General features: G+C 37.1%; 23 protein-coding genes. 12 read left to right on the forward strand and 11 right to left on the reverse strand.

What is annotated here, in order from left to right; genetic code table 11:
• The first annotated feature begins 362 nt into the window (after positions 1 to 362).
• The gene (locus tag H6G44_RS10355; protein WP_190385691.1) at positions 363 to 686 is read left to right on the forward strand and encodes a hypothetical protein; all 324 of its coding nucleotides are present in this window, start codon (positions 363 to 365) and stop codon (positions 684 to 686) included.
• Positions 687 to 810: 124 nt separating this feature from the next.
• Here the strand turns inward: H6G44_RS10355 and H6G44_RS10360 are convergent, their stop codons facing one another.
• Positions 811 to 2,055: a hypothetical protein gene (locus tag H6G44_RS10360; RefSeq protein WP_190385692.1), complete on the reverse strand. Its 1,245-nt coding sequence runs from the start codon at positions 2,053 to 2,055 to the stop codon at positions 811 to 813.
• A gap of 666 nt (positions 2,056 to 2,721) precedes the next feature.
• Here H6G44_RS10360 and fmt point away from each other — a divergent pair.
• Positions 2,722 to 3,723 carry a methionyl-tRNA formyltransferase gene (gene fmt / locus H6G44_RS10365; RefSeq protein ID WP_190385693.1) on the forward strand — a complete coding sequence of 334 codons (1,002 nt, stop codon included), beginning with the start codon at positions 2,722 to 2,724 and terminating at the stop codon, positions 3,721 to 3,723.
• 31 nt (positions 3,724 to 3,754) lie between these two features.
• Here the strand turns inward: fmt and H6G44_RS10370 are convergent, their stop codons facing one another.
• Positions 3,755 to 4,105, reverse strand: coding sequence for a DUF6464 family protein (locus H6G44_RS10370; RefSeq protein WP_190385694.1), 351 nt, complete (start codon positions 4,103 to 4,105; stop codon positions 3,755 to 3,757).
• Positions 4,106 to 4,579: 474 nt separating this feature from the next.
• On the opposite strand from H6G44_RS10370, the gene psaC reads away from it, so the two are divergent.
• The 3 genes from psaC (at position 4,580) to H6G44_RS10385 (ending at position 7,383) form a co-directional block, all read left to right on the forward strand.
• Positions 4,580 to 4,825, forward strand: coding sequence for a photosystem I iron-sulfur center protein PsaC (gene psaC / locus H6G44_RS10375; RefSeq protein WP_015080270.1), 246 nt, complete (start codon positions 4,580 to 4,582; stop codon positions 4,823 to 4,825).
• A gap of 283 nt (positions 4,826 to 5,108) precedes the next feature.
• On the forward strand, positions 5,109 to 7,001 hold the full coding sequence (gene glmS, locus H6G44_RS10380; RefSeq protein ID WP_190385695.1) for a glutamine--fructose-6-phosphate transaminase (isomerizing): 1,893 nt from the start codon (positions 5,109 to 5,111) through the stop codon (positions 6,999 to 7,001).
• Between the two features lie 211 nt (positions 7,002 to 7,212).
• The gene (locus tag H6G44_RS10385; RefSeq protein ID WP_190385696.1) at positions 7,213 to 7,383 is read left to right on the forward strand and encodes a hypothetical protein; all 171 of its coding nucleotides are present in this window, start codon (positions 7,213 to 7,215) and stop codon (positions 7,381 to 7,383) included.
• 51 nt (positions 7,384 to 7,434) lie between these two features.
• On the opposite strand, the gene H6G44_RS10390 is transcribed toward H6G44_RS10385, so the two are convergent.
• Complete coding sequence (locus H6G44_RS10390; protein ID WP_190385697.1) at positions 7,435 to 8,064, reverse strand: DedA family protein; 630 nt, start codon at positions 8,062 to 8,064, stop codon at positions 7,435 to 7,437.
• A 334-nt stretch (positions 8,065 to 8,398) separates the two neighbouring features.
• On the opposite strand from H6G44_RS10390, the gene H6G44_RS10395 reads away from it, so the two are divergent.
• Both H6G44_RS10395 and H6G44_RS10400 read left to right on the forward strand, forming a co-directional pair.
• Positions 8,399 to 8,734, forward strand: a complete 336-nt coding sequence (locus H6G44_RS10395; protein ID WP_190385698.1) for an STAS domain-containing protein — start codon at positions 8,399 to 8,401, stop codon at positions 8,732 to 8,734.
• 112 nt (positions 8,735 to 8,846) lie between these two features.
• Entirely contained in the window at positions 8,847 to 10,289 is a 1,443-nt protein-coding gene (locus tag H6G44_RS10400; RefSeq protein ID WP_190385699.1) for a serine/threonine-protein kinase, read from the forward strand.
• Positions 10,290 to 11,085: 796 nt separating this feature from the next.
• Here the strand turns inward: H6G44_RS10400 and H6G44_RS10410 are convergent.
• The 5 genes from H6G44_RS10410 to H6G44_RS10430 all read right to left on the reverse strand — a co-directional run bounded on the left by H6G44_RS10410 (position 11,086) and on the right by H6G44_RS10430 (position 15,669).
• Positions 11,086 to 12,279 (reverse strand): GUN4 domain-containing protein, encoded by a 1,194-nt coding sequence (locus H6G44_RS10410; RefSeq protein ID WP_190385700.1) that lies wholly within the window; start codon positions 12,277 to 12,279, stop codon positions 11,086 to 11,088.
• A 24-nt stretch (positions 12,280 to 12,303) separates the two neighbouring features.
• Positions 12,304 to 13,065 (reverse strand): S1 family peptidase, encoded by a 762-nt coding sequence (locus tag H6G44_RS10415; protein ID WP_199291735.1) that lies wholly within the window; start codon positions 13,063 to 13,065, stop codon positions 12,304 to 12,306.
• A gap of 18 nt (positions 13,066 to 13,083) precedes the next feature.
• Positions 13,084 to 13,632: a COP23 domain-containing protein gene (locus H6G44_RS10420; RefSeq protein WP_190385701.1), complete on the reverse strand. Its 549-nt coding sequence runs from the start codon at positions 13,630 to 13,632 to the stop codon at positions 13,084 to 13,086.
• 85 nt (positions 13,633 to 13,717) lie between these two features.
• Positions 13,718 to 14,818: a Holliday junction branch migration DNA helicase RuvB gene (ruvB, locus tag H6G44_RS10425; protein WP_190385702.1), complete on the reverse strand. Its 1,101-nt coding sequence runs from the start codon at positions 14,816 to 14,818 to the stop codon at positions 13,718 to 13,720.
• A 317-nt stretch (positions 14,819 to 15,135) separates the two neighbouring features.
• Entirely contained in the window at positions 15,136 to 15,669 is a 534-nt protein-coding gene (locus H6G44_RS10430; protein ID WP_190385703.1) for a single-stranded DNA-binding protein, read from the reverse strand.
• Between the two features lie 258 nt (positions 15,670 to 15,927).
• On the opposite strand from H6G44_RS10430, the gene fba reads away from it, so the two are divergent.
• Complete coding sequence (gene fba, locus H6G44_RS10435; protein ID WP_190385704.1) at positions 15,928 to 17,001, forward strand: class II fructose-bisphosphate aldolase; 1,074 nt, start codon at positions 15,928 to 15,930, stop codon at positions 16,999 to 17,001.
• A 101-nt stretch (positions 17,002 to 17,102) separates the two neighbouring features.
• On the opposite strand, the gene H6G44_RS10440 is transcribed toward fba, so the two are convergent.
• A complete protein-coding gene (locus tag H6G44_RS10440) occupies positions 17,103 to 17,420 on the reverse strand; it encodes a hypothetical protein (protein ID WP_190385753.1) in 318 nt (105 codons plus the stop codon).
• 96 nt (positions 17,421 to 17,516) lie between these two features.
• Positions 17,517 to 18,317: a hypothetical protein gene (locus H6G44_RS10445; RefSeq protein WP_190385705.1), complete on the reverse strand. Its 801-nt coding sequence runs from the start codon at positions 18,315 to 18,317 to the stop codon at positions 17,517 to 17,519.
• A 144-nt stretch (positions 18,318 to 18,461) separates the two neighbouring features.
• Here H6G44_RS10445 and cobU point away from each other — a divergent pair, with 144 nt between their 5' ends.
• Positions 18,462 to 19,043 carry a bifunctional adenosylcobinamide kinase/adenosylcobinamide-phosphate guanylyltransferase gene (cobU, locus tag H6G44_RS10450; RefSeq protein ID WP_190385750.1) on the forward strand — a complete coding sequence of 194 codons (582 nt, stop codon included), beginning with the start codon at positions 18,462 to 18,464 and terminating at the stop codon, positions 19,041 to 19,043.
• A 105-nt stretch (positions 19,044 to 19,148) separates the two neighbouring features.
• Here cobU and H6G44_RS10455 read toward each other — a convergent pair whose 3' ends face one another.
• Positions 19,149 to 19,517 (reverse strand): pentapeptide repeat-containing protein, encoded by a 369-nt coding sequence (locus tag H6G44_RS10455; protein ID WP_190385706.1) that lies wholly within the window; start codon positions 19,515 to 19,517, stop codon positions 19,149 to 19,151.
• A gap of 697 nt (positions 19,518 to 20,214) precedes the next feature.
• On the opposite strand from H6G44_RS10455, the gene H6G44_RS10460 reads away from it, so the two are divergent.
• From H6G44_RS10460 to H6G44_RS10470, 3 genes are all read left to right on the forward strand, one after another.
• Positions 20,215 to 20,553: a hypothetical protein gene (locus H6G44_RS10460; protein ID WP_190385707.1), complete on the forward strand. Its 339-nt coding sequence runs from the start codon at positions 20,215 to 20,217 to the stop codon at positions 20,551 to 20,553.
• Between the two features lie 71 nt (positions 20,554 to 20,624).
• Positions 20,625 to 21,152, forward strand: a complete 528-nt coding sequence (locus tag H6G44_RS10465) for a hypothetical protein (protein ID WP_190385708.1) — start codon at positions 20,625 to 20,627, stop codon at positions 21,150 to 21,152.
• Between the two features lie 52 nt (positions 21,153 to 21,204).
• Positions 21,205 to 21,885: an SDR family oxidoreductase gene (locus tag H6G44_RS10470; RefSeq protein WP_190385709.1), complete on the forward strand. Its 681-nt coding sequence runs from the start codon at positions 21,205 to 21,207 to the stop codon at positions 21,883 to 21,885.
• The last annotated feature ends 26 nt before the right edge of the window (positions 21,886 to 21,911 follow it).

The following is a 21,911-nucleotide window of genomic DNA, read 5'->3' on the forward strand; positions in this document are numbered from 1 at the left end:
GACTCTACTCGGAGTTCGGGGAAAGATTTTCGACATTCAATTTAGAGATCACTAAATACACTTAAATTCAAATATTACCATATTATCCAATCTCAAATTACTTTAATTTGAGAGCATCAAATGCTGCATTCTACTTGACATTTTTTTGATATTCATGATATACCAAATTTGAGAATATCATCAGATAGCTAAAACTGTTGATTGTTCCCCACCCTCACAGACAACTTTTTCAGCAACCTCTAATTAACATTAATAAGTACAATTATCATTCTCTAAAATTCAGTTCTAAATCGAGTATGATAGCTTATTAACCTAAAATAGATATATTTTTGAAAATTGATATCATCAAAGGAGCAAGTGTAGTGAATCAAATCCAATCAACTTTAGTTATTAGCTACGTCCTGATGACTGCCTATTTTCTTACCAATTGGTTAACCTTTTCTCTCCGTAACCCTACATCTTCTCCAGAGGATAAATTTTTATCCTTTATCATGTTTGTTATTAGCACTATCTTATGGCCTATAGTCATCGTTATCTCTTGCTTAGAAATATTTAAAGGAGGTAAGTTAGAATTTACCACGGTAGTTCCCCTAGTTTTAGCAATATTCGCGTTTAGTATTTCCTACTATTTAAGTTCATTACCTAAAGATTGGTTGTGTTATTACGACCTATTTTGCCACATTTAAATTATTGACCTTAGACCGGGAAACGATATAAGCAATTTTGAGTAAGTGGGTTAACACAATAAAACTAACTTGTGTAAAGAACCGTAAAATCGCTTAAAACTTTTTACTCTTACCTCTTGCCTTGCTATAACGATGATCGAGAAACAACTTCTGGATCTACCCAGATACTACCCTTTCTACCAAAAGTTACCGCCTGATCTCCTTCCGCTGAGATATCTACAGTTTTGCCATCATTAGCTACTTGTAACAAATGCCAATTTTCTTGACCTAGTTCACCAGAACGGAACAATATATTATTAGGCTGCTTTTTACTCCAACCTAGTAAAATATCTATTTTTTCGTGATCATCTTGTGATTGCGAAGGATGAACTACACTAAGATTATTCTCTTGACGATTCCAAATTACAGCCTGATCCGTGACATCTGCTGTATTGAAAACAGCCACAAATTTACGTACAAGAAAGCGATCGCCCTTTTCAGACCAGCTAATAGGCACCAATACCTCAATCTTACCATCATTATCCGCCTCTGCTGACAAACTTGGACGTTTTTTTAATAGGGGATCAATCACTGCACCAGTTGATGACATCACCCTTAACCGTCTAGTTTCTCTATCCTCCACAAACAACACACTATTAACTCGGCTATTGTGCATTTCCGGCTTGATTTCCATTTGCACCCGGCTATAAATCGCATATTTGCCATCAGGAGAAAGTACGGGGATACTTCGGTAATAGCGGATACCAGAATTACCCTTGCCACCAATCGCTTCCTGAGTGGACATAATCCATTGCCAAGGTATAGGATGGGGACTACCTATAGGATCAGTTTGTTTCATGTCTGACTCATTTGGCTGTTCACTAACAGGTATTTCTCCGTTTTTAGGAGTTACTATTAATGTTGTTAATTCTTGAGATTGATAATTCCCACTTTCTGGAGAATTTAAATCAGTCTGCTCTCTCCCATCTTTTAATTTTGGAATTAGATTAACTATATCAATAGATTTTTGGCTTTGAATTTGTTCAATATTAATTGATGGTACAATTTCGCCAACAGCATGATTCTCCAGATAAGAACCTTCTCTTTTTGTCCCTGAAATAATCTTAGTTGATGATGTCTGTATTCCTTCCCCAACAGATATTTTTCCTGTGTGAGAATCAACTTGAGCAAATTGTAAATTTAATTTCTTCGTATTAGCAATTTCTGCCGATTTTGCATTAGATCGTCCATTATCTACTAATTTTAATTGTTTTGCTAAAGTAGCATGAAGAGACATTCCTGCCAAAGGTGAAATTACAATGACAATGGCAGTATACTTAAAAAATGATTGAACACGAAACCATCCTGGCACCAAAAGGGGCTTAAACATGATGAGACTCTCTACAGGTATTTGCTAAGTGCGGGCAGTATTTATACAGGATATGAACAAGAAAAAGCCATGATTATTGTATATTAAAAAACCAAAAGCTTTAACAGATATTTATTTAAATTTTGCATTATTTTACAAAAGTTTTTGTGTCACTATTTACCTCCTCATAATTTTTACAAAATATACAAAAGCAAAGAATTAAAGTTAACAGTAGATTTATATATGTTAATAATTGCCATTCTGGATCATCCCAAAATAAAGTTTATAAGTGAGCAATGCTAGTAACCAAACACACAACAACTTACATTAGCAAATTGTGCGATTAAGCAAGCACACTTTATTGACAACTTAGGCAATTATCGAATAATTTTAATCTGGACTAGAAATAGCTAACTGCAAAACACGGCCAGACACACTAAACTCATTAATGGTAGACGGGAACGGGGATAGTCTCACCAACTTACCTAAGGTGTTATAGTTTATCGAGGCTTTTTCTTTCAACCAACATTAAACACTATATCATTGAAAATGTGAAAATTCACTTCCTCTAATCAAAAATGCTCAACATTATCTTACGTATACTTTAGGTATCTTAGTTGTCAACAATATAGGACACACTTACCATTGATTAATGACTCATAACTCCTAATTAATGATTAATAACTAATGAAAATAGTATTTTTTGGTACTCCTGATTTCGCAGTCCCTACTTTACAAAAACTCTTGGAAAATAAGGATTTCCAGGTAATTGCCGTAGTTACCCAACCGGATAAACGTCGAGAACGAGGGAATAAACTAACACCTTCACCAGTTAAAGCCCTAGCTATGGATCATCATATCCCAGTATGGCAATCCGAAAGATTAAAAAAAGATATTGAGATCCTAACACAACTCAAGCAGATGGCAGCAGATGTATTTGTCGTTATTGCCTATGGACAAATTTTATCTCAGAAGATATTAAATATACCCAAGTTCGGTTGTATTAACGTACATGGTTCTATTTTGCCTCAGTATCGAGGGGCAGCACCAATTCAGTGGAGTATGTATAACGGAGAAACAGAAACGGGAATTACAACTATTTTAATGGATCAGGGCATGGATACAGGGGATATGCTCCTAAAAGTAACTACACCAATTCAATTACTAGATAATGCTCAGATTTTAGCTGAAAAGTTGGCTATCTCTGGTGCAGATTTACTCATAGAAACTCTGTATAAACTAGAGCGTCGAGAAATCACACCAATTCCCCAAGATCATGGGAAAGCCACTTACGCATCTTTGATTCAAAAGCCAGACTATAATTTAGAATGGGCAAAAAGTGCCGTCCAATTACACAATCAAATCCGCGGCTTTTATCCCCACTGTACCACAACTTTTCGCCACCAACCATTAAAAATCACTGCTACTGTTCCCCTAGATACCGCCTATATTCAAGAATTACCAGGGCAGTTACAGGAAAAAATCAACAAAATACCCAACTTATCAACTATATCCGGCAGACCAGGAGAGGTAGTTAATATTACTAAAGGACTGGGAGCAATTGTCCAAACAGGGGTGGGTTTATTACTGCTGCAAGAAGTACAGCTAATGGGTAAACGTCCCCAGTCAGGATGGGATTTTGTCAATGGGACTCGGTTAACTGTCGGTGAGGTAATTGGTAATGGATAATTACAATTGACAACTGACAACCAACAACTGACTAATTTTCATAGAAGCGGCAGGATTTACAGGGACCTTCTGGGTTAACTGCACAACGAATAATTTCTGAAAGAGCATTATAATTACAGGTAGCATCACCTATAACCCAACGTCCCTCTACTAAACTTTTTTCTTCCGGTCTTTGAGCTTTTTGTACGTAAATGGCGATATGATGTAATCTATAGCGTCCTCCTTTAAGCTGGTATCTATGACAACGCTCTAAGACTGCATAAGTTTTTCCCTCAAAATCAAGATAGTTACCCGGTTGGGGTGTCCAATCAAGCTGTAGTTTACCAAGAGATTGACGCGGATGTGTTAAAATTACCTCTGTGGGTAAGGAATTTAGCTCCATAATATGTTATCTGAATTTAGTTATTGAGCTTCTGATCACTAATTAGGATGTTTTTGCTATAACCTAGATCTTATCTAAATAAGATTAAGCGTGTTTTGTCAATACATATAATAATTTATATGTTTTTATAGATTGTTTAATATTTGATTATAACTTGACAATTATCTGAACAAATATATAGATTATTAATTATAGGTATTGTAGATAACTTCTAGGAAAATTACGATTAGTTTACATATCTTTACAAATCGGCATCTATGGGAGAGGGTGATTTAGGTAAACACTTGATGTCTATGTTGCTGATTATGACTGAATCAGAGGGATATTAGTAGATAAATTGTCCAAAGTGTCTATTACATTGTTTAAAGTTATGTAGCCTTTTGCTTACAAGCTATCAAGCCCTGGGGTAAACTATGCCTTGATTATGATTTTGTCATTCATTCTAGAAGAACACCCAAGAGGAGAAGTTTTTCAATGTCTCATACCGTAAAAATCTACGACACCTGCATTGGCTGTACACAATGCGTTCGCGCTTGCCCCACTGACGTACTGGAAATGGTTCCTTGGGACGGCTGTAAAGCTGCTCAAGTGGCTGCGTCTCCCCGCACTGAAGACTGTGTAGGTTGTAAGCGGTGTGAAACAGCTTGCCCCACCGACTTTTTGAGCATTCGCGTTTATTTAGGCGCTGAAACAACTCGCAGTATGGGCTTGGCTTACTAAGAATTTTAAGTTTCTAAAATTTCTAAATTCTTGGTAGTTTAGTGCTGGGGAGTGAGAATAGGAGAAATATTGAGATTCTTCTCTCATTCCTCAGCATTTTTGTTGTTCTTTGTCAGTTGTCAGTTGTTCTTTGTCAGTTGTCAGTTGTTCTTTGTCCGTTGTCCGTTTTCAGGAAGAAGTTACCCACTGACCACTGACCACTGACCAATTTGTTAAAGTGACTTATTCGTTCCAGCAACTATACTTAAAATTTAATCATCCTGTCATTGGAGTGGTTTAAGCAATGTGCGGAATAGTGGGATATATAGGCACTCAGGCGGCAACAAATATTTTACTGGCTGGTCTGGAGAAGTTAGAATATAGGGGTTACGATTCGGCAGGAATTGCCACTATTTTGGAAGGTGACGTGCATTGTGTACGGGCTAAGGGTAAATTACTCAACTTGCGTTCTAAACTGGAACAAATCGCAAATCCTGCCCAAATTGGTATTGGTCACACCCGGTGGGCAACTCATGGTAAACCTGAAGAGTACAATGCTCATCCTCATTTAGATACGGCGCTGCGAATAGCAGTAGTGCAAAATGGTATTATTGAGAATTATCGAGAGTTACGAGAACATTTAAAGGCTTTAGGTCACATATTCCGTTCAGAAACAGATACAGAAGTAATTCCCCATTTAATTGCTGAATGTTTAAAGCATTCTTCTGATCATCAAGGTTCTGATTCTGTGTTTTTAGACGCGGTGAGGGAAGCTGTAAGTAAGTTAGAAGGGGCTTATGCTATTGCGACTATTTCTGCTGACTATCCTGATGAAATGATTGTAGTTCGTCAACAAGCGCCTTTAGTGATTGGTTTTGGCCAAGGTGAGTTTTTCTGTGCTTCAGATACGCCAGCAATTGTTCCCTATACCCGCTCTGTATTGACCCTAGAAAACGGGGAAATCGCTCGTTTGACTTCTTTGGGGGTGGAGGTGTATAACTTTGCTGGAAACCGCTTGAAAAAGCATCCCCGCACCCTGAACTGGAATCCTATTATGATAGAAAAACAGGGATTCAAACATTTTATGCTCAAGGAAATCTATGAGCAACCGGGGGTAGTACGGGATTGTTTGGAGGCTTATTTTTCTACGGAAGAGAGAGAAAATACTGAACAATCACCAGTAAACTTGGGTTTAAGTAGCGAATTTTACGCAGATTTAGAACAAATTCAAATTGTGGCTTGTGGTACGAGTTGGCACGCGGCATTAGTGGGTAAATACTTATTAGAGCAATTGGCAAAAATTCCCACTCAGGTACAATATGCTTCTGAATTTAGGTATGCACCATCACCGATAACGCCTAACACTCTAACTATCGGGGTAACTCAGTCGGGAGAAACTGCTGATACTTTGGCGGCTTTGTCTATGGAGAAGGAAAGAAGACAGGGAAAAGAGACTAAGTATCAAGCGCGACTTTTAGGAATCACGAATCGCCCGGAAAGTAGTTTGGGTAATATGGTTACAAATATTATCAATACTCATGGGGGAATTGAAATTGGTGTGGCCGCGACGAAAACTTTTGTAGCGCAATTGATGGCTTTTTATGCTTTGGCGCTAGATTTGGCTTATCGTCGTCATGAGATTAATTCTGTTAGATTTGAGGAAATTCTCACGGGTTTACGGGAATTACCGGGGGAAATTGAAGCGATTTTAGAAACTCAAGAACGTTATATTGAACGTTTGGTACATGATTTTTCAGAGACAAAAGATTTTATCTTTATTGGGAGAGGAATTAATTTTCCTATTGCTTTAGAAGGGGCTTTAAAATTAAAGGAAATTAGCTATATTCATGCGGAGGGTTATCCTGCGGGGGAAATGAAACATGGACCAATTGCGTTATTAGATGCTAAAGTTCCTGTGGTAGCGATCGCTGTTCCTGGTAATGTATATGAAAAGGTGATTTCTAATGCTCAAGAAGCTAAAGCCAGGGATTCTCGTTTAATTGGGGTAACATCTGTTAAAGATGATGAAGCGGGGGAGACATTTAATGATTTAATTCCGGTTGCGGAAGTGGAGGAAATTCTCTCACCAATTCTCACAGTTATACCGTTGCAATTGTTAGCTTATCATATTGCGGCGCGGCGGGGTTTGGATGTTGATCAACCGAGAAATTTGGCTAAGTCGGTAACAGTTGAATAATTGATATTTTGCTGATTTAGTGAATAATTAGGTGGGGAATACCCACCTGATAAAAAAGATCTAAAATTTCGATAAGAACCCAAAAACCGCTTGACTAATTCTCCTCTAGAACACCACACTTTGTTTATTCTCAATTCAAAAATGGGTTGGTGGCTAATTTCAAAATACTGTACCGCTATTCAAAATGGATTTCAATTAATTTGGAAATACTTTGGACAAATCCCAATTCCTCAAGCAAACTTCCCTTCTTGATCAAATTCTCACCACTAAAAAATCAGATCCAAAAGCATATACAACCACATTAGAAACAGAAATACATCAACTAGTTTATCAACTTTATGAATTAACACCAGAGGAAATTCAAATCATAGAAAATACCTAATTTAGTATAGTCAAGCAGATAAAATACCTGCTTAACCTGACCATTAATTCTTTAATCTTCCGTTTGCTGCTTCACTTCGCGGGACTCCAACCAAATTGGGACAAAAATCACAGCAACTAAGATAAGTAACGCCAAAATTGCAAATTTACTTACCCAGGCCACCAATTGTTCCAGAGAAATAATTCTCCCCGCAAAAAAAGCTAAAGTCACCATGACACTACCCCACGCAGTCGCCCCAGCTACATTATAAATCAGGAATTTACCAAAGGGCATTTCCGCTATCCCTGCTAGTGGTGAAGCAAAAATTCGCAATAAAGCAAAAAATCGCCCAAAAAATACAGCCTTAGCAGCGTTTTCCGTAAATTGCTCCTTAATACTCAACAGTCGTACCTCTGAAATGCGGAAAATCTTCCCAGCTTGGAGCAGAAAAGGCCAACCACCCACCCTACCTATCCAATAGCCGCAATTACCACCAATGACAGCCCCTCCCACCGCATTACCAAGAACCAGCCAATAATTTAATTCATTGCTACCAGCTAAAAAACCACCAACAATGGTTACTGTTTCCCCAGGAAGAGGAATACCTAAATTTTCTAGCAATATTCCCAAAAAAATCGCTAAATAACCGTAATTATGAGCAATTTCTTGGATGTTTTCTAGTGAAATTAGCTCAAAAGACATCTGTTACCACCAAGTTTACAAGTTTTTACCTGTACATATCTTTGCTTGCTTTTGGTGAGAGTGTCAATTAAACCCCAACAACAACTTATCATTTTTCAGTTTTATATATATAATTAACATAATGATAAGTTTGTTACCGAAATTAACCGGAAATAATGCTTATACTACAAAGAAAGATCTACAAATTATACGATACAACTACTGAATAATTTTCTCAACCCCACTGCTATTAATGCAGATAAATTTGCGAAAATATCTATTATGGGGTTGAATTATCAACAGTATTGATATCAGTTTTCTGTTCCTTTTGTGTTTCAAATACTCGGTTAAATTTATGACTCTTACACAAGAACGCCAAGTAGTTTTGTTTAAACCCCAAGGTAGTATAGACCTAGATAGTGGTACAGTATTAAGTGAACAGATGGCTGAAATTAAGCCTCAAGACCACCAACTCTGGGTTATAGACTTATCAGACGTTGATTTTATGGACAGTTCTGGGTTAGTTCCCCTCGTTAAGGGACTTACCACAGCGCGTCAAAGTGGTTGTCGCTTAGTCCTTTGCAGTGTCAAAGCTCCGGTTAAATTGATTTTGGAGCTTACCCAGCTTGATTTAGTATTTGAAATTTTCCCGACCTATGAAGATATTTTCGCTCCTGTTACCAATAATTAGTTATTATTAGCAAACTGGAGTTTAGACCAAATTCAGTATTTTTATATCTTTAAGATTCCTGATTTCTCTAGGAAGTCGGGAGTCTGGGGAGTAAGACGGAGGGGTGAATTTGATGATAAGTGCAACTATAGGCGGACGCTATTATATTACTAGAAAGTTGGGACAGGGTGGATTTGGAACTACTTATTTAGCAAAAGATACCCAACTTCCTGGTTCTCCTGTTTGTGTGGTTAAACATTTTACACCATTAACTACACAACCAGAACAATTACAAAAAGCTCAAGAATTGTTTGAACGAGAAGCAGGAGTTTTACAAAAACTTAACTATCCACAAATACCCAGACTTTTGGCATTTTTTACGGAAAATCAACAGTTTTTCATAGTTCAAGAATTTATTAAAGGATATGATTTAACAAAGGAATTACCACCTACATCTACTACTGCTAATATCAGTGAAGCATTTGTTATTAAATTATTAAAAGATATTCTGGAAGTATTGGAATATATTCATGGTGAAGGTGTAATTCATCGTGATTTAAAACCAAGTAACATTATGAGACGAGAAGATGATAAAATAGTTATTATTGATTTTGGAATTGTTAAACCTGTCAAAGAAGTTAATCATCAAGAAGATGATACTAAAATAATTGGTAATAAACAAATTATTAACCAAGAAAATGCTAATCATAATCCGACAAGATTTGGTACTGAAGGATATACACCAATAGAACAAAGACGAGGTCAACCAGAATTTAATAGTGATATTTTTGCTCTAGGAATGATTGCAATTCAAGCACTTACAGAAATAGAGGGTAAAGATATAAATAATGATAACAATAATAAAAACTACGAAATAAGTTGGCGTTATTATAGTAAAATCAAAGTTAGTGATCAACTGGCAGACATTTTAGATAAAATGGTCAAATCTGATCATAAATACCGTTATCAGACAGTCACAGAAGTATTAACAGCATTACAAAAAATATCTATAAAAAGTCCATTAATACCACCTAAAATTTATCATTTACTCCTGAAAATTGCCCCTTTAGGATTAATCATAATCATGGGAATAATTGCATTTTTAAACCGTCCTATTTCTGAATGTGATGGAAAATTAGCAACTTATAAAAATCAGGAACATAATATAGAAATTGAATATCCTGAATGTTGGTTCGCGGACGAAACTCCTATCTCTGTCATTGGTATTGGTAAAATAGTTACATTTATTCAACCTCAACAAAAAGCTAGATTGATTATTAGTAGTTCTCAATATTCGGGAACTTTAGAAAATTACGGGGAAGACCAGGAGAAGATGATCAAAAGTAACCTAGAATCATCAAATATCATAGAAAAAAGTTCAACTATTATCGCAAATCAAACAGGACAAAAAATAATTGTCACTGGTAAAAATGAACAACAAAAAATCAAAAATATGTATGTTATGACTTTAAGAAAAAATCAAGCCTATTTAATTACCTATACTGCACCCATAGATGATTATGATAAGTTGATCAAACCTGTACAAGATATGATAAAATCATTACAGATTGATTAAATTAATCTATAATATCAATATTATTTTGAACTCGTTCCCAGACTCCGGCTGGGAATGGGAGTTTGAGGCTCTGCCTCAAATACAATGAATATAGTGGAGGCAGAGCCTTCTGTGGGCATTCCCCGGCAGGGACGAGGGAAATATAATGGAGGCAGAGCCTCCTGTGAGCATTCCCCGGCAGAGCCAGGGAACGAGGGAAATCCTGAAATAGTCAAGATTGCGGAAAAGTTTATCTTTGCTAATTGTTACAATCCTCATCATGTTGGGGAGTTTCTGCAAAATTATTCTTATTATTGACAACCTATAAACTAGGTTTTTTAGGTGTTGTCTTATGCCTATTTAATCAATCATTTCTGTATTAGGTAATACTTTATCTATTTTTTGTAGATCGGGTTAAGCAACAGCGCAACCCGACGTTTAGGTTGGGTTTTGTACCTCAACCCAACCTAAAAGCCCGCTTAAGAGGCGACGCTGATGTTGGATTTTGTACCTCAACCCCAAACTACGAATTTACTACAGGTATACTACAAACTGCCTAACAGGTAATGAAATCCCCAAAGCCTAGTGTGTTAATTCTGAATCCCTTATCCCATAAGACTTCATGCACAAAATGTGTCGCATATTTTTATGAGAAAGTGCCTGGAACAGATGCTTTCGGTGTAAACTACGGTAACACCAATAATTTCCCAGGAAATCGCTCCAAAACACACAAAATTAACATACTACCCAAAGCCTAAGAAATCGGTTGTTTATTTTTTGATAAGAAATACTTATAATCTTGTGTAACGCTTATGGGTTATAGTCTATGGAAGAGGAAAATTCCACTGCCCGTCCACACAACCCAGCCCCGTCCCAAATCATACAAAAAACTCTTGCCAAACGCCTGCCGGCCAGTAGGGAGATGACCTGGTAGTGCGTTTGTACTAAAGGTGTAACTATCGTGGTAGAGCCATTCATTATTTTTTCTCCAACCGACGCGATCACCTAACTTCTTAAAAGTATCCCAGTCGGGTTCACCATCTAATTTACCACCCAAGTCCAGCCAAATTTGCTTTTGTACAGAAAAGCCAAACTTACCGTTGCTATATTTTACCCATAATTGATCCATTTTCCGCAATTCCTGTCTGGGAAAATTTTTCACATCTTCAAGTCTTAACGATCCTTTCTGTTCTCGTTTAGTTAACTTTACCATCAAGTTCCAAGTTTCTAAATCTGCATCTCGCCATTTTCCTGCTTTTAACAATGCTTCTAAATTTTGAAATATGGCAGGTGTAGATTCATTTGTGGGACTAGGATTATTAGGAGGGGTATTTGCTGCAATCCGCACATAGATATTAATGGGAATACCAGCAAATCTATCTCTTTCCCTATTGTCATATTCATCACCTCTGCCATGAATACCTATCAACTCACCTTCTGAATTTAACACTGGTCCGCCACTCATGCCCTTGAGGGTGGGATTGGTATAAACTAAATTGTAACCACCATCTATGGTTACTTGAGTAGCATGAGCGGAAACTTGTCCATCAAAGCAATCATAAAGCGGTGCAGGAATACTAGGGGTGGAAAGACGAAACCCAGTAACATAAACATTATCCCCACGTTTTATTAAGTCAGAATTACCAAATTTAGCTACTTGATAGGTTTTACTACTAACAAATTTCACCACAGCTAAATCTATCCCTGTTCCCAGTGGTTGAATATTTTGGTTCTGAATGGGATAACGTTGTTGATCGGGGGTGATAATGGTGTATTTTAAACTAGGATTTTTAACATTGTGAAAAGCTGTGAGAACAGTATAAGTATTACCTTCTTGTTTAATTAAAATTCCCGAACCATTATCTTTATTATTAATATCAATTAAAACCGTGATTTTTTGGGCTATTTCATCTACTTCTTTATTGCATGATAAATTCTTAGCTGTAGTTGGTTGGATTATGGTAAAAAACGTAAAAATAAATAGTGTGGGAATAGTGTATTTATAGTTCATACAAACACCTAAAAAGGAAGTTGACTATGGAGAAGGTTTGAGTTTATCTATAGCTATAGCCCAATTTAAACGGACTATTTGTTGATGCAGTTTTTCATCTGCTGGTGTACCATCTATGAATACTGAGGGAACGTCCCATAATGGATAAGCGTGCATTCCATTAACACCGATTAATTGACCATTTTCATTTAATAATGGTCCTCCACTCATACCTTTTTCCAGCTTGTTTGTATATCCTATTTGATATCCTCTTTCTAAGGCTTTTTCTAGAACTAGCACTATTCTACCTGTTGTGAATGTGAACTGTTTAACTGTGTTTTCTGATTCATAAGCGGGAAAACCCGCAATAAATACTTTATCTCCTATTTTTGATTGAGTCCCAATACTTGCTACTGCATAAATTGTACTACTAGAAAATTCCAACATGGCTAAATCATATTTACCAAACTTCATTTTTTTAGATACTTTGGCTTTATGTATTTTCCTGTCTGGCGTTTCTATGTTGTAAGGACTTTGACCTGCTTCTAAAACATGAGCGTTTGTTAATACTGTGTAAATATTGCCATTTTTCCTAAGTAAAATTCCTGAGCCAAGAAACTCCGTTGACAGGATTTTAACGGTAATATCTGTTGCTTGTTGTTTTACTTGTGCTGGAGAAAGTCGGGTTAGTGGTTGGTTTATGGGAGTATCCCTGGTATAAATACTAGCATTTAGGCTTAAATTGGGTACTAGTAAACACAAACCACTAACACAGGTGATGAATTTGATAATTGTAAAATTTGACAACTTGAAAAGATGTATAGTTTATTTTTGCTCCGCTGGTAAATTATTTAAGTAAGTATCAAAATCAAACATGATATCATCAGTGTTAGAATTTTGATTCATAATTTCAGCGCCAGCTAGAGCTTGACGATTAAATAACCTATTAGCTACCTCTCTACCATTTGTACCTTGTCTGAGGGTAAATAGTAAATTGCCGGAGTTACAGACTGTGTTAGAGTCAATTCCAGAACAAATTACAGTTTCCTTGTTGACTATTCCAGAGGCGATTTTTTTCAGTGTACCATTATCGTAATTTCTTTGAAATCTTCTTGATACTTCCTGACATCGCTTTTTAGGGCTATATTTTAATGGAAACTGGTTTGATATCCAACCCATAATCTTACGGTTTTGACCGTCTTCTGTACGGGTAAAGGTGAAATATTGTCCACCTTCTGCGGCACAATAGAATTTATTACTTCCAGCGTAACTAGGTTGACCCATGGACGCAAGGCTTGCTAAGGCTGTTAATGACACTGTAGCAAATATTTGAGTCAATTTTGGGTATAGTTGATCAGATATTTTTGTGGCCATATATTCAATTATTTGTGTGATTTCAATGATATTTTAACTCATAAGTAAGTATTAGGGAGTCAAGAATTTTCCTTTTGTCTATCCTCTAGAGTAATGATAATTGCTCATTAGGAGGCTTAAAATCCATGTGTTGATATGCTGCTTTAGTCGCTATTCTCCCTCTTGGTGTCCGACTTAAATAACCTATTTGCATTAAATACGGTTCATAAACTTCTTCAATGGTTTGTGTATCTTCCCCAGTGGTAGCAGCAATGGTTTCTAAACCTACCGGACCACCATTAAAGTTTTCAATTATTACACTGAGCATTTTTCTATCTGTCCAATCTAATCCACAGGGATCAACTTGAAATAGTTGTAATGCTTCTGCTGCTACAGTTTCATTAATTTCCGCAAAGGACTTTACTACCGCATAATCACGGACTCGTTTTAGTAATCTATTCGCAATTCTCGGCGTTCCTCGTGAACGTTTAGCTATTTCTGTAGCTCCATCTAGTTTAATTGCGGTTTGTAATAATTCAGCGGTACGAATAACAATCCTTGTCAGTTCCTCCACTTCATAAAAACGCAACTTTTGAATTAAGCCAAAGCGATCGCGTAAAGGAGAAGTTAAAGCTCCGACGCGAGTTGTCGCACCCACTAAGGTAAATTTAGATAAAGCTATACTTCTAATTCTGGCGCTAGGACCCTTACCCACGGTAATATCTAAACGATAATCCTCCATTGCTGGATACAGAATCTCCTCTGTCATCCGTGATAAACGATGAATTTCATCTATAAATAACACATCGCCTGGTTTCAAATTTACCAATAACCCGACAATATCCCGTGGTCGTTCTAAAGCTGGAGCGCTGGTAATTTTACAATTTACCCCCATTTCTGACGCTAAAATCATGGCCATTGTGGTTTTCCCTAAACCTGGAGGTCCATACAATAGCAAATGATCCATAACTTCATCCCTAGATTTAGCCGCTTTAATCGCTATATCTAAAACATCCTTTAAATCCTTCTGGCCAATGTAATCAGCAAATCGTTGAGGACGAATACTCTCTTCTGGTTTTCCTTGTTCATTAATAGCAGCCGCTGATTGTAACAGATTTTCTGTGGGAGGTACTTTGGCTAATTCCCGTTGTTTTTTTGCTTCTCCATTAGGTTCTGGAGACTGTTTTTTGGAGGAGATAATCGCCATAATTTTAGGAATTCAGAAGTACAGAAATGGGATATTCAGCAGTTCACAGGCAAGTTCAGTATAGGATATTTGCGGTTAGTTGAAAATACAGATACTATTTTAAAAATATAAATATTTATTTCATTGTGTAAATTTACCAGTTATCTCTCTTTGGATAATTTCACCAATATAGCGACAATTATGGGATAATTAGCCGTATATAGCCCCAAATAAGGCATAGAGCGGTTAAGTATTTGATATCGCAGTTGAATACGATTAACCCCACTATGCTATCTTACCTTCATATTAGAGCAATTAACTACCCCATCCCTTGCTGACTAAAATGGGATATCATCTGGATCTGGTTCTGGACCAACTCCTACAGGGGATGGAGACTGAACAGGTGCAGGGGGTTGGTATGTCGGTTGAGAGGCTGCTACCTGGGTAACTGGGGCTGATTGCGGGTGGTTTGATTCATAATTATTCGTAGGGACATAGTTTGACTGTGCTGCGGGCGGTTCATTGACCGATGTGGTTCTCATCACTGCTGCTGGTGAACTGGTATAATTACCCTGTCCAATGGCGTGAATCTTTTGGACTGTCAATTCTGCGCGTTTTTCTTTAAATCCTTCGGGACGATCAATTGTATTCATGCCTAAGCGTCCTTCAATGATCACGCGATCGCCCTGATGATAACTTTGATGAATCTCTTTAGCTAAATTTCCCCAACCTACGACTTTTAAAGGGTGGGAAGGATCATCCGGTTTTACTCCCGCTACATGAACAATCATTTCCGTAATTTCTAACCCATCTGGTGTATGACGCAGTTGGGGATCATCGTAAATTTCTGCCATTAAAATACAACTATTCATCAATTTCTCCTGATCCTTGATTTAATCCTATATATAACCTAGCCCTAGGCCCGCTCCAATACTTGGTATTGAATTAACTTAATTCTTACATAGATCGATCATGTCAGTCTACAAAGTTTTTCTAAATAGGCAACCACTACTAGTTATAATTTTCTGTAAGTTGAAAGAAACCTGAAGATGAGCGTAAAAATTACATTAAAATAAAGATTACGCTTCTATTAAATTGATCAGCTGATACCCAAATTAGGAGGAATATATATGGCGCTTGTACCTATGCGGTTGCTATTGGATCACGCTGCTGAACACGGTTATGGCATTCCCGCTTTTAACGTTAACAACTTGGAGCAGATTCAGGCAATCATGAAAGCCGCGACTGAAACAGACAGTCCTGTGATTTTACAAGCTTCTCGCGGTGCTCGTAATTATGCAGGGGAGAACTTCTTGCGCCACCTGATTTTGGCGGCTGTAGAAACCTACCCGGAAATTCCCATTGTCATGCACCAAGATCATGGTAATGCTCCTTCTACCTGCTACTCAGCCATTAAGAACAACTTCACCAGTGTCATGATGGATGGTTCTTTGGAAGCTGATGCTAAAACTCCTGCCAGCTTTGAATATAATGTTAAAGTTACCAGCGAAGTTGTCAACGTCGCTCACTCTTTGGGTGTCAGCGTTGAAGGTGAATTGGGCTGTTTGGGTTCTCTAGAAACCGGCGCTGGTGAAGCTGAAGACGGTCATGGTTTTGAAGGTACTCTTGACCATTCTCAACTATTAACTGACCCCGATGAAGCTGTTGACTTCGTAGAAGCAACTCAAGTAGATGCTTTGGCTGTTGCTATCGGTACTAGTCACGGTGCTTATAAGTTTACCCGCAAACCCACCGGCGAAATTTTAGCTATTAGCCGCATTGAAGAAATTCACCGTCGTTTACCTAATACCCATTTGGTTATGCACGGTTCTTCTTCTGTACCTGAAGATTTGTTGGCCCTAATTAACCAATATGGTGGCGAAATTCCTGAAACCTACGGTGTACCTGTGGAAGAAATCCAAAAAGGTATTAAGAGTGGTGTACGCAAGGTAAATATTGACACTGATAATCGGTTAGCGATTACTGCGGCTGTGCGTGAAGCTTTGGCTGCTAATCCTAAGGAATTTGATCCTCGTCACTTCCTCAAGCCTTCTATTAAATATATGCAAAAGGTTTGTGCTGACCGTTATGTACAATTCGGTACTGCTGGTAATGCAAGCAAAATTAAGCAAGTTTCTTTAGAAGATTTTGCTGCTAAGTATGCTAAGGGCGAATTAGTAATGAGAGCGGCTGCTAAAGTTTAATTTAGCACCCTAAGGGTTAGGGTAATTAATATTACTCTACACGAATAAACCGGGTAGCGTTAAAGTTCCCCGGTTTTTATTAATTAATGTGCTATAGTTAATTAATGGCATAAATAAAGCTCTCTGTTAAGAATACCTTGTCTAAATTGGAAAAAGCCTTGATTTGTAGGTTGGGTTGAAGCATAAAACCCAACATGAGCAATGATTGATAAATTTGTTGGCAAAAAAGGCCAAAAAATAGGGGAAAGTTGAACTTTTCCCCCGTTGCTGTTATGATGATCATTTGGCTGTTGATTTTCTTTGAGTTTCTTTCTGAGCATCTGTCTTTGTTTTTTTAGTTGCCGTTTTCTCGCAGAACCACCTCGGCCTTTGTCGTTTCTGCCTTCTTGACGTGGGGACTCCCAGCGTTTAAGCTGCATGGTTTTTGTGGATAAAATTTCACAGTCTACCAATATTATAGCATAGTTTTTATTTCATGTCTACTGCATTTTCCGTCATTTTTGGCTGTCATAGTTTTAACCTTGCTGGATATAACTATGCAACATAACTAAGGTTTCCGCTAATTGACTCAAACGGTTTTCTATGCTTTGTTTTCTTCCTAACAATTGTCGTAATCTTTGGTGACGAGCGATCGCTATACTCACACTAGGGACTTGTTCGACAGGACAGGGGCGCGACCATACCTGACCAACCGCATCTAATCCACATAGTTTATAGTCAGTATGTAGCATTTTAGATGATTCTTTTTCGTCATTGGCGCAAATTTCTTCTATATAGTTCATTAACCGAGCTACTTCAGCATGGCGGAGAGTAGCTGTTCCAACTGTTTCTGATTCTTGGACATTAGATTCTAACCAACCATCAATAATTTGTCCTTCCAAGTAAATATTCTGAATTTGCTGTACTATTTTTTGCAGTTCTATCTGCCAGCTCGCAACTTTTTCTTGAATTTCTTGGAGCATATTCATGGCCAGCGCTGGATTAGCGCAGTGACGATGATTACTAAAGGAAGGAGTTTTAAATTTGGGAAGAGTTGGGGTTTTTTCTCCATTCCTTTGGGACGGAAAAACTGGGACTGAATCATGGTGAGGAAAATTTATTTCCTCTGCAGTTACAGAACTTTCTTGATCTGTATCTAAATTGGTATTATGGACTTCTTCCCTACCTTGAGAACTTTCTGTAGATTCCTGGGGACGAACACTAATGCGAAAGGAGAAAGAGCGTTTTGTTTCCTCACCTATTTCTGTGATGGTATCATCATTACGAGTTTTCAAATCATGTAGCGTGGCCTCTATTCGTTTTAGTCCTGCTTTCATAAAAATATCCTAGAATTTATGGTCTTGGCCAAGAAAGAATTCAGAACCACAGACGGAATTTTTCTCAAATTGGTAAATTTAGTTGGCTTTCCCGTGGGGATACTTTATTTAACTTGTGTATTCTTCCTTTTTAAACATTATATGATGAGTAAAGTGATTTTGGTGACAGGTGCAGCCCGTTCTGGTAAAAGTGAATGGGCAGAGGATTTGGCAATAAACTCGCAAAAAACTGTGGTGTACATTGCCACAGCTAGACAAAATCCAGATGATTTAGAATGGCAGCAGCGGATTCAAAAACATCAACAGCGCCGTCCTCCAGATTGGATAACTCTCTCTGTACCTGTAGAATTGACTGCTACTTTAGCTCAATCTCAGCCGAATACTTGCCTGTTGGTTGATTCTTTAGGAACTTGGGTGGCTAATTTTCTGGAAGATGATGATCTAGATTGGGAAAATAGAATAATAGAGTTCTTAAATATTTTACCGTTAGTTGAGGCTGATATTATATTTGTGGCGGAAGAAACTGGTTGGGGTGTAGTTCCAGCTTATCCTCTGGGGCGCAAATTCCGTGACCGTCTGGGGGCTTTAGTTCGACAATTAGGGAGAATTTGTGAACCTGTTTATTTAGTTGTAGGTGGTCATGTTCTCAATTTGAGTTTATTGGCTGTACCGTTACCAGTACCGCGCAGTTCGGTGTATGGTCTATTTAATAATGATGATTCCTAATTAAGCTGCTGTGCATTTGACTTGTATAAGTCTAGCGGGCAAGAAGCCCGCACCACAAGCCCTAACTATTTTAGGATTATTAACTTTAGCGGCGTAACAGCTTAATTACAACTTTTGCATATTGTGACTAACAGGATCAAAATTTCTAGGAAATTTCGTGCTTTCATCGTAATATGCACCATGTAAATTCGCTCCATATAATTTAGTGTAATGCAGTTTAGTACCTCGCAGATTCGCTTCAGTGAGATTGACACCAGATAGATTTGCTCTAGTTAAATTTGCCTGTGCTAAATTTGCCCTACTTAAATCTGCTCCCCAAAGTTTAGCCTTAGCTAAATTAGCCTCGCTTAGATCTGCTCCCCATAAATTAATTCCTGGTAAATAGACATTAATTAATTTAGCTTTGATTAAATTAGCAGAAACAAAATATCTTTGACCTGCAAGATAACGCCGTTTTAGTTCCTCAGTTTCCATATCTAATTAAGCCACAAAACCTCTATCTCCACAATACTTCCTAAGTTATTGATTGGCGTTTTGTGACCATCAAAATTTTTGCCCATATAAAACTAAACTGTATTATTAGACACAATTAAGTTAATAATACTTATGCAAATGTAACTATTTTACATATAAAAAACGCCTGAGTTGTTTAACCCAAGCGTTTCCCCGTATAACTTTTTACCAATTCACTATTTTTGTGACATTTAAAACCCGCAACTAAGATAACAAAAAGTATAAATAGTGCTAAGGAACTTGTAACAAATATAAAGTGAATTGGTATCACTCCTTGCATTCACTAAAGATATCTCTTTTAAAGTGAAATAGCTAGTGTAGAGAGTGACACTTTCTTGACTGAACACTAGTTAAATATAAACCCTGGCAAATAGTAGCTAATAAAACACTAATAAGCAGCAAGTAGCAGGTATTTTTATAGTAAAAACGCGCATATTATCAGTATGGTTATAGTAGTTGAAGTTTAACCATGCTGATTGTCAACGATAAAAATGATCAAATGCTAATATCTGTAGTCGCAGTTACAGCTTTAACAGGAATTAAATAATTAATCTGAGAATACTGATTTTCTGAGAATTTTCTGAGCTAAAATGGAGCTAGTGGGGTCATCTCTGGTAGTAAATTCTTTAAATTGCACATTTACACAACTCCAGCGAAAATGTCTCAAGAACCTCAAAAGTCACCTCAAATCCAAGAACTAATTGGACTGAAACCACAACACTTTGCTGACCTAATTAGAGCCGCACAATTAATTTTTGATCCGACTGCGGGGGTTACTGGTAGAAATGTCAGAATTAATTGGGAAGATTTTGGTATTCCTCAAAATATAGAGGATAATCTCAGAATTCTTGGTGAAGAATTTCAATATGCTTCTCCCCATGTTCCTGTTGATTTTATTTGGGGTAAGTTAACTACAGAAACTCGAATTTGGTTTCTGGAAAATAAGGAGCAATTATGGCAGTTTGAAGAAATTTTACCTGCACTTGACGAAGATTAACTATTGCCAAAAACACTTTTTTAAGTAGGATATATAAATTTTATATCCTACTTATTTACCAGAAAAAATTTATGGAAATTATAAATTCTCGGGTTTTATTGGTTTCGTTGTCTTTGATATTTCCCATGATAGATCCAGTTGTTAATAAGCCTGTAATGGCTTTAGTTGCTAGGACAATAAATGATAATCAGTCAATTATTAATCAGCAAATATTCGTTAATAAAAGTGAATTTGGGGTTAGGATAATTAATTCATCAGGAAAGGTCAATTTTTTCCCAACAACTAAAGTTCCCTTAAAAGAAGGTGATGCTTATGGTTGGAGAATTACAATTGATAACTATCAAGGTGAAGTAAAATGGCGTGAAGTTTTGACCTTACCAAAATATCCAGAAACTTGGATAACAGAAGATCATAAAAATTTCTCAATATCAGCAGATGGAAAAACAGCGATTTCTCAGCGCACAGTAATACCTATTAATGGTGTAATTGAAAATTTTTGGACTATTTCTCCTGGAGATCCTTTGGGTAAACATCAAATAGAAGTTTATATTGATGAACGTCTAATTGGTACTTTTGTATTTGAAATAGTTCCATTTTAAAATGACAGTTTTGTGCTAAATATAAACATAGTATCTTTTTTGTAGACTAATTATGTCAATCTCATCTTACATTTTTCTAGCTGGTGCTAGTCGCGGTGTTGGTCAAGAAATCGCTAAATATTTGACAGCACAACAAATTCAGGTTAAGGCACTCTTAAGAACAGAATCCGCTGCTATGGAACTAAAAGCAATGGGTATTCATCCAACTTTAGGAGATGCCTTAAATATAACTGATGTTGAACAGGCAATTTTAGGAAATGAACCTATTAAAGCTGTTATCAGTACATTAGGAGGCTTACCTACGGATGATATTAAACCTGATTATATTGGCAATAAAAACCTCATTGATGTGGCAATTAAAGCAGGAGTTCAAAAGTTTATTTTGGTGACTTCTATCGGTAGTGGTAATAGTGTTGTAGCTTTACCTCCTCAAGCTTTAGAAGTTCTCAAACCAGTTTTAATTGAAAAGGAAAAAGCCGAACAATATTTAATTTCCAGCGGACTTAACTATACAATTATTCGTCCTGGTGGTTTAAAATCAGAACCGGCAACCAACAACGGAATTATTACCGAAAATCATCGAATTGTTGGTACTATTCATCGTGCGGATGTTGCCCAATTAGTTTGTCGCTGTTTACATTCTGCTGATACTAATAATAAGATCTTCTCCGCCGTAGATCGAAATATGATATATCCAGGATTACCGGAGTTTGTGGAATTTAATTTAGATTAATTAGGTACTACGACACTAATCTAAAG

Origin of the sequence: Aphanizomenon flos-aquae FACHB-1287, assembly GCF_014698755.1 — a bacterium.
GTDB classification, from domain to species: domain Bacteria; phylum Cyanobacteriota; class Cyanobacteriia; order Cyanobacteriales; family Nostocaceae; genus Dolichospermum; species Dolichospermum flosaquae.

What these genes read in the sequence shown, in the direction of transcription:
- H6G44_RS10360 (WP_190385692.1), bottom strand. Translation starts at nt 2,055, where the DNA reads ATGTTTAAGCCCCTTTTGGTGCCAGGATGGTTTCGTGTTCAATCATTT.
- fmt (WP_190385693.1), top strand. Translation starts at nt 2,722, where the DNA reads ATGAAAATAGTATTTTTTGGTACTCCTGATTTCGCAGTCCCTACTTTA.
- H6G44_RS10370 (WP_190385694.1), bottom strand. Translation starts at nt 4,105, where the DNA reads ATGGAGCTAAATTCCTTACCCACAGAGGTAATTTTAACACATCCGCGT.
- psaC (WP_015080270.1), top strand. Translation starts at nt 4,580, where the DNA reads ATGTCTCATACCGTAAAAATCTACGACACCTGCATTGGCTGTACACAA.
- glmS (WP_190385695.1), top strand. Translation starts at nt 5,109, where the DNA reads ATGTGCGGAATAGTGGGATATATAGGCACTCAGGCGGCAACAAATATT.
- H6G44_RS10390 (WP_190385697.1), bottom strand. Translation starts at nt 8,064, where the DNA reads ATGTCTTTTGAGCTAATTTCACTAGAAAACATCCAAGAAATTGCTCAT.
- H6G44_RS10395 (WP_190385698.1), top strand. Translation starts at nt 8,399, where the DNA reads ATGACTCTTACACAAGAACGCCAAGTAGTTTTGTTTAAACCCCAAGGT.
- H6G44_RS10400 (WP_190385699.1), top strand. Translation starts at nt 8,847, where the DNA reads ATGATAAGTGCAACTATAGGCGGACGCTATTATATTACTAGAAAGTTG.
- H6G44_RS10410 (WP_190385700.1), bottom strand. Translation starts at nt 12,279, where the DNA reads ATGAACTATAAATACACTATTCCCACACTATTTATTTTTACGTTTTTT.
- H6G44_RS10420 (WP_190385701.1), bottom strand. Translation starts at nt 13,632, where the DNA reads ATGGCCACAAAAATATCTGATCAACTATACCCAAAATTGACTCAAATA.
- ruvB (WP_190385702.1), bottom strand. Translation starts at nt 14,818, where the DNA reads ATGGCGATTATCTCCTCCAAAAAACAGTCTCCAGAACCTAATGGAGAA.
- H6G44_RS10430 (WP_190385703.1), bottom strand. Translation starts at nt 15,669, where the DNA reads ATGAATAGTTGTATTTTAATGGCAGAAATTTACGATGATCCCCAACTG.
- fba (WP_190385704.1), top strand. Translation starts at nt 15,928, where the DNA reads ATGGCGCTTGTACCTATGCGGTTGCTATTGGATCACGCTGCTGAACAC.
- H6G44_RS10440 (WP_190385753.1), bottom strand. Translation starts at nt 17,420, where the DNA reads ATGCAGCTTAAACGCTGGGAGTCCCCACGTCAAGAAGGCAGAAACGAC.
- H6G44_RS10445 (WP_190385705.1), bottom strand. Translation starts at nt 18,317, where the DNA reads ATGAAAGCAGGACTAAAACGAATAGAGGCCACGCTACATGATTTGAAA.
- cobU (WP_190385750.1), top strand. Translation starts at nt 18,462, where the DNA reads ATGAGTAAAGTGATTTTGGTGACAGGTGCAGCCCGTTCTGGTAAAAGT.
- H6G44_RS10455 (WP_190385706.1), bottom strand. Translation starts at nt 19,517, where the DNA reads ATGGAAACTGAGGAACTAAAACGGCGTTATCTTGCAGGTCAAAGATAT.
- H6G44_RS10460 (WP_190385707.1), top strand. Translation starts at nt 20,215, where the DNA reads ATGTCTCAAGAACCTCAAAAGTCACCTCAAATCCAAGAACTAATTGGA.
- H6G44_RS10465 (WP_190385708.1), top strand. Translation starts at nt 20,625, where the DNA reads ATGGAAATTATAAATTCTCGGGTTTTATTGGTTTCGTTGTCTTTGATA.
- H6G44_RS10470 (WP_190385709.1), top strand. Translation starts at nt 21,205, where the DNA reads ATGTCAATCTCATCTTACATTTTTCTAGCTGGTGCTAGTCGCGGTGTT.